This window comes from Paenibacillus silvae, from assembly GCF_014639235.1.
Classification (GTDB): Bacteria; Bacillota; Bacilli; order Paenibacillales; family Paenibacillaceae; genus Paenibacillus; species Paenibacillus silvae.
In genome coordinates, this window is record NZ_BMFU01000022.1 from 44,020 (window position 1) to 50,041 (window position 6,022).

Sequence of the window (6,022 nt, forward strand, 5' to 3'; positions counted from 1 at the left end):
GATGTGAGGAGAACATCATGTATTTAGTATACGCAGATGAAAAAGGTAATGTATTTGATCATCCTTCCCTGTACGGGCTCGCTCGTAGTGGAGATATGATTGTCGAGATTATGGAGGATGAGTTGATTCCTCTGCCGGATGGTGCAACGTTGGTGGGTCTTCCGAGTACCCGTCCCATTGGTATGGACCCCGACACGGGTGAGATGATGCCGATGCCGAGTGGTACACAGGCGGTTGGGGCTTTGCTTCCGCAAGGCTTTACCCGTTTATGTCTGCCTGGTTATGTCAAGACGGATAAAGAGTACAAGCTGCCGCTGTTTGGATATTCAGCTGTAGTATGGAAAGATGGAGGCTTTTACGTTACAGCTTCACAATCCGATACTCCGGACAAATGGAATCCGATGAACTGTGATCGTGACGATGTGCGTTCTGGCGTGAAACGTTTAACCGAACAATACCCGGAGAATCGTCTGTATACCCACTTGTCGAACTGTGCGCTTGGTTACGAATGTCTGACCTCTTCCAATACGTTCCTTAATCGCTGGGAAGGTGGCGTGCCGGTATCTTACTCTTGTAACGCCGGCTGCTTCGGCTGTATTTCAGAGCAACCGGATGACAGTGGCTTTGTATCCCCGCAGACACGTATGAACTTCCGCCCGCGTGTAGATGAGATTGTAGAGGTTATGCTGGAGCATCTGAAAACTCCTGAGTCGATTATCAGCTTTGGCCAGGGATGTGAAGGAGAACCTTCCACGCAGGCCAAGCTCATTATTGAGGCAATTCGGGAAGTACGCTCGATTACCGATATGGGGTATATCAACATTAATACTAATGCCGGCCTGAACGATCATATCCGTGGCATTGTAGATGCAGGCCTTGATCTGATGCGTGTAAGTACAATCAGTGCGCTGGATGATCATTATAATGCATACTACAAACCTCGTGGTTACACGCTCGCTAATGTAGAGAAGTCCATGAAATATGCAGCGGAGCAGGGGGTGTATACATCCATCAACTATCTGATCTTCCCGGGTGTAACGGACCGTGAGGAAGAGATTGAAGCGATGATTGAATTTGCGCGCCGCACCAACCTGCGTCTGATTCAGATGCGTAATCTGAATATTGACCCGGAGAGTTATCTGGAGTTGATTCCACCGGCACAGGGTGACATTCTGGGGATGAAGCAGATGCTGGAGATCTTTGCAGAAGAACTGCCAGATGTCGTTATTGGCTCGTACACTCATGTTCCGCCAGTAGGTATGGCTCGTCCCAAAAAGCTGATCACCTCTTGAATGAATTAGATTGCAACCAGCTTTATGCCGTGTTATAATCTGCTGTGTTGTGCCATTTACTCTGGGTCCGCTTGAGGCTCAGGGCGGAAAGAGGTGAAAGGTAATGAAAGAAGCAATTCATCCTAAATTCACGATTGGTCAAGTATCCTGCGCATGCGGTAATACGTTTGAGACTGGTTCCGTTAAAGACGGACTTCGTGTAGAGATTTGCTCCGCGTGCCACCCGTTCTTCACAGGTAAACAGAAGTTTATCGATGCTGGCGGCCGTGTAGATCGTTTCAAAAAGAAATACGGCATCTAATAGAATCAGTCCTAACGGATTGTCTAATTATTGCATCCAACGACCTCTGCCTTACGGCGGGGGTTTTTATTTTGTATATGTTTTGGAGTCAAACAGCTTCCATTGGCTGCCGGTTGCAATTATGACAAGCTTACGTTATACTATTTCTTACCGTGCTAGATGGGGAGGTAGCGGTGCCCTGTAACTCGCAATCCGCTATAGCGAGGTTGAATTCCTGTTAGAGGTTTTGTCGATGTGAGGTTTGGTCCCTGAACGCGGTGTTGACGGTTGGGTCCTCCGCAATGAGTACTCATGAACCTGGTCAGGTCCGGAAGGAAGCAGCCATAAGTGAGACCACTCTTGTGCCGGAGGGTTGCCTAGCCCGAGCTGTTGTTCAGGGGTGCCGCTTGGATCGCAATTATCGATAGCAGGTGCACGGCTTAATCTTTTAAATGTAGAGACCTTTGCAGCGTATGAATGCAGAGGTCTTTTTTGATATGTTAATGTTAAAGTGCGTATGAAATCAGTCAGATAGAGTTTGGAATCACTCTGGAATATAGTATAATGGGGTGACGACAACGGACTCGAATGCGAAGTGGAAGGAAGGTAACGCATCATGGAGCATATCGCGTTATACCGGGCGTGGCGTCCTCAGTCGTTCCAGGATATGGTGGGACAACAGCACATTATTCAGACTTTGCAGAATGCGATTCGTGAACAGCGAACTTCCCATGCCTATTTGTTTAGCGGGCCCAGAGGAACGGGCAAAACAAGTGCGGCCAAAATATTGGCCAAAGCTGTAAACTGTGAGCGTGGACCTGCAACGGAGCCTTGTAACGAATGTGAGGCTTGCCGCCGAATTACGAGCGGCGCTGTGATGGATGTGCAGGAGATTGACGCTGCATCCAATCGGGGTGTTGAGGAAATCCGTGATCTTCGGGAAAAGGTGAAATATGCGCCGACCGAAGTCCGGCAGAAGGTTTATATTATTGACGAAGTGCATATGTTGACGACAGAGGCGTTTAATGCTTTGCTCAAAACATTAGAAGAGCCTCCCCCGCATGTGATGTTTATTTTGGCAACCACTGAACCGCATCGCCTGCCAGCGACCATTATATCACGGTGTCAGCGATTTGATTTTCGCCGTGTATCTCTGGAGGAGCAGACAGCCAGATTGGCTTTGATCTGTGAACAGGAAGGCATGGAAGCGGATCATGATGCGCTGCAGTACATTGCTCGGTTATCGGATGGGGGGATGAGGGACGCGCTAAGCGTGCTTGATCAAATCTCTTCATTTACTGATGGACGAGTGACATATCAGCAGGTTATGGATATGACCGGTGGCATAGCTTCGGAGCAATTCGCCAAGCTGGCGGCTTCCTTGCTTAAAGGGGATGTCGGCCATATCCTGCAGATGATCGAAGGCTTTATGCACGAAGGTAAAAGTGCAGACAAATGTATGGAGAACCTGCTGTATTATTTCCGGGATTTGCTGATGATCAAGATGGTTCCGGATGCGGACAAGCTCACGGATCGGGTATTGAATCCTGAATCATTTCGAGATATGGCGGAATCTTTCACAAAGGAACAGCTGTTCCAGATGATTGATACGCTGAATCGGTATCAAAGCGAGATGAAATATGCAGTTCAGCCGCAGACATTATTTGAGGTCGCGCTGCTTAAACTGTGTAGTATCCCGGCTTCGGGCGGGGCGGCTGCAGCGGCAGGAGCATCCTCTCCATCGACATCGGTGGATGGCGGAGAGATTAACCGACTCAAGCAGCAGTTGGCCGAGCTTGAGAAAAAGCTGGATCGGGCACTCAAAAGCGGTCTGTCTGGTGGGGAGGCTGCTTCAAGCGCTCCCGCCAGACCGGCGTCGCGTGCGCCAATGTCCAGATCTAATGCTCCGGCGAAGCTGCCGGCACATCTGGATCAATATGTTGCGCGCAAGGGGTCTCCCGAGTTCGCGGAGATCAGCAAAAAGTGGAGTCAAATTCTGCAGCGTGTCAAAGAGGAAAAGGTAACGGTGCATGCCTGGTTTATGGATGGAGAGCCGGTATCACTGCTTGAAGACAATGTGCTGGTTGCTTTTAAAAACAACATCCACCGTGAAACAACGGAGAAGCAGGCCAATCGTGATGTTATTGAGCGTGTGCTTTCTGAGCAACTTGGGCGTCCGGCACGACTTGTGACGATGATGCTCAGGGATTGGACGGGAGCGATGGAAGGAGCTACTGATGCGCCAAAGGAGGACTTTAAGCTTGAACCTGAGCATGAAGATGGGGGTTCAGGCGATAAGCAACCTTGGATTGATGAAGCGATCCAGCTATTTGGTGAGGATCTTGTAGTTATTAAAGAGTAGTACGTCTGAATGCAGTGTATATAATTTGAGATAACTATATTAAAGGAGATGACGGATATGAATAACATGAACCAAATGATGAAGCAAGTAAAGAAAATGCAGGAGCAAATGCTGAAGGCTCAAGAGGAACTCGCCGACAAAACAGTTCAAGGAACTTCTGGTGGCGGTGTGGTAACAGCTGAAGTGAATGGCCATAAAAAATTGCTTTCTATTACAATCAAGCCGGAAGCTGTTGATCCGGATGATGTTGAAATGCTTCAAGACCTTGTCATGACTGCGGTGAATGATGCTTTGACAAAGGCTGATGAAATTGCAAATCAGGATATGGGTAAATTCACAGGCGGCATGAAAATTCCGGGACTGTTTTAATTTGAACTGATCCTGTCCAAAGGAGACACAACCGATTGCACTATCCTGAACCGATAGCCAAGCTGATTGATGCCTTTACCCGTCTGCCGGGTGTAGGGCCGAAGACAGCAGCGCGTTTAGCTTTTCATGTGCTTAACATGAAGGAAGATGACGTTATTGATTTTGCCAAGGCACTCGTCAGTGTGAAGCGTAATCTTCATTACTGCTCTGTGTGCTGTAATATTACGGATACAGACCCTTGCCGGATCTGTCAGGATAAGTCGAGAGATGTATCGGTAATCTGTGTAGTTCAAGACTCGAAGGATCTGGTGGCTATGGAGCGCACCAAGGAATTCGATGGGTATTATCACGTGCTGCAGGGCGCAATCTCTCCGATGGAGGGGATTGGCCCGGATGATATACGTTTGAAAGAGCTGTTAACCCGATTGAGTGATGAGCGTGTCAAAGAGTTGATTTTGGCAACCAATCCGAATATTGAGGGTGAAGCAACGGCGATGTACATTTCCCGCCTGGTGCGTCCGTTTGAAATCAGTGTAACCCGTATTGCCCATGGACTGCCTGTGGGCGGAGATCTGGAGTATGCGGATGAGGTTACACTCTCGAAGGCGTTGGAAGGTCGCAGGGAAATGCGCTGATGTTCATTACGTGATTTCAGTATAAATGAGAGAACTTCGTATTATTTTTTAAAGAAAGCATAGTATCATCTTCAAGAGAGGGCCAGGAGCTCTCTCTTTTTTTGTTATTAATTCGGACGTCCAAGTTCTAAGTTTGTCCCTCCCTTGATATGTATGAAAGTGTGCTATATGGATGATATGAGGGAGGGAACGCTGGTGCTAATATGGCAAAAAGTATGGAGACTAGGGGAAAGAGGGAAGAGGGAGAGCCGACAGCTTGAGGAGGAACAATCTCAAGTATATGCGGATGTGGAGAAGGCAAGACAGGAGTGGGAGCGGGCGATGAAACAGTTCGAATATGCTCTCGGGAAAGATGAGATTGATTATGCAATTTATGTACTTGAGGCGGCAGAACGAAAGTACCAGATTCATTTGAAGCAGGCGAAACGATTGAGTGGAGTGCAGGAGGATGTCATCGAACGGAAAGTCAGCATGTGACACTGTGCAGTTGGGAGCAGACGATTATATCTGGAGGTGGGTTTTATGAAGACTGTAATTCTCGGGAGTGTACTAGTTGCCTCTCTGTTGGCGCTTGTTGTTATCTTATTCAGGAAGAGGTTGGGCTTATCGGTTTTTACGTCAATTGGAATTCATCTAGTGATGGCTGCTGCGGGCATATATGTTGTGAATTATTCAGGATGGATAACGGGGATGTATATACCTTTAAACCCTGCAACGATAGGTACCGTTACGGTTTTGGGTTTGCCTGGTGTAGGGCTTTTATTAGGATTAAAAATTTCTTTGTTTGCATAGTTGACTATTAGGGAAATTATATGGTACATTATATCTCGTTGCTTTGCTTGATTGGCTTCAGGCTTCAACTGAAATGAATGAAGTTCAATCAGAACTTCAAAAAATAATTTCAAAAAAAGCTTGACCAAAACGAACGAAGTATGATATATTATAAAAGTCGCCGCTGAGACAAGATGGTGACGAAAAACGAAGTTTGATCTTTGAAAACTGAACAACGAGTGAGTACTGATCTTGCTTGCAAGATCAACAATGAGATTTATAATCTCGTCAGATTCAAAATGAGCTTATCGCT

At 47.2% G+C, this 6,022-nt stretch carries 7 protein-coding genes and 1 other RNA gene; all 8 read left to right on the forward strand.

Translation table 11 applies throughout. From position 1 onward, the window contains the following. Positions 1-17: 17 nt before the first annotated feature. The 8 genes from IEW26_RS29160 (at position 18) to IEW26_RS29195 (ending at position 5,730) form a co-directional block, all read left to right on the forward strand. Positions 18-1,292 carry a radical SAM family protein gene (locus IEW26_RS29160; RefSeq protein ID WP_188594890.1) on the forward strand — a complete coding sequence of 425 codons (1,275 nt, stop codon included), beginning with the start codon at positions 18-20 and terminating at the stop codon, positions 1,290-1,292. Positions 1,293-1,395: 103 nt separating this feature from the next. Continuing rightward, on the forward strand, positions 1,396-1,593 hold the full coding sequence (gene rpmE, locus IEW26_RS29165) for a 50S ribosomal protein L31 (RefSeq protein ID WP_145406672.1): 198 nt from the start codon (positions 1,396-1,398) through the stop codon (positions 1,591-1,593). A gap of 150 nt (positions 1,594-1,743) precedes the next feature. Continuing rightward, an RNA gene (gene ffs / locus IEW26_RS29170) (signal recognition particle sRNA large type) lies at positions 1,744-2,011 on the forward strand. A gap of 177 nt (positions 2,012-2,188) precedes the next feature. Next, positions 2,189-3,934, forward strand: a complete 1,746-nt coding sequence (gene dnaX / locus IEW26_RS29175; RefSeq protein WP_188594891.1) for a DNA polymerase III subunit gamma/tau — start codon at positions 2,189-2,191, stop codon at positions 3,932-3,934. A gap of 57 nt (positions 3,935-3,991) precedes the next feature. After that, complete coding sequence (locus IEW26_RS29180) at positions 3,992-4,303, forward strand: YbaB/EbfC family nucleoid-associated protein (protein WP_111273525.1); 312 nt, start codon at positions 3,992-3,994, stop codon at positions 4,301-4,303. Between the two features lie 35 nt (positions 4,304-4,338). After that, entirely contained in the window at positions 4,339-4,938 is a 600-nt protein-coding gene (gene recR / locus IEW26_RS29185; RefSeq protein ID WP_111273524.1) for a recombination mediator RecR, read from the forward strand. Between the two features lie 195 nt (positions 4,939-5,133). Then, on the forward strand, positions 5,134-5,415 hold the full coding sequence (locus IEW26_RS29190) for a DUF2508 family protein (RefSeq protein ID WP_229730096.1): 282 nt from the start codon (positions 5,134-5,136) through the stop codon (positions 5,413-5,415). Positions 5,416-5,460: 45 nt separating this feature from the next. Next, positions 5,461-5,730: a pro-sigmaK processing inhibitor BofA family protein gene (locus IEW26_RS29195; RefSeq protein WP_145406674.1), complete on the forward strand. Its 270-nt coding sequence runs from the start codon at positions 5,461-5,463 to the stop codon at positions 5,728-5,730. Positions 5,731-6,022: the final 292 nt, after the last annotated feature.

Coding starts and splice junctions, on each gene's coding strand:
- IEW26_RS29160 (WP_188594890.1), top strand. CDS start 18: ATGTATTTAGTATACGCAGATGAAAAAGGTAATGTATTTGATCATCCT.
- rpmE (WP_145406672.1), top strand. CDS start 1,396: ATGAAAGAAGCAATTCATCCTAAATTCACGATTGGTCAAGTATCCTGC.
- dnaX (WP_188594891.1), top strand. CDS start 2,189: ATGGAGCATATCGCGTTATACCGGGCGTGGCGTCCTCAGTCGTTCCAG.
- IEW26_RS29180 (WP_111273525.1), top strand. CDS start 3,992: ATGAATAACATGAACCAAATGATGAAGCAAGTAAAGAAAATGCAGGAG.
- IEW26_RS29195 (WP_145406674.1), top strand. CDS start 5,461: ATGAAGACTGTAATTCTCGGGAGTGTACTAGTTGCCTCTCTGTTGGCG.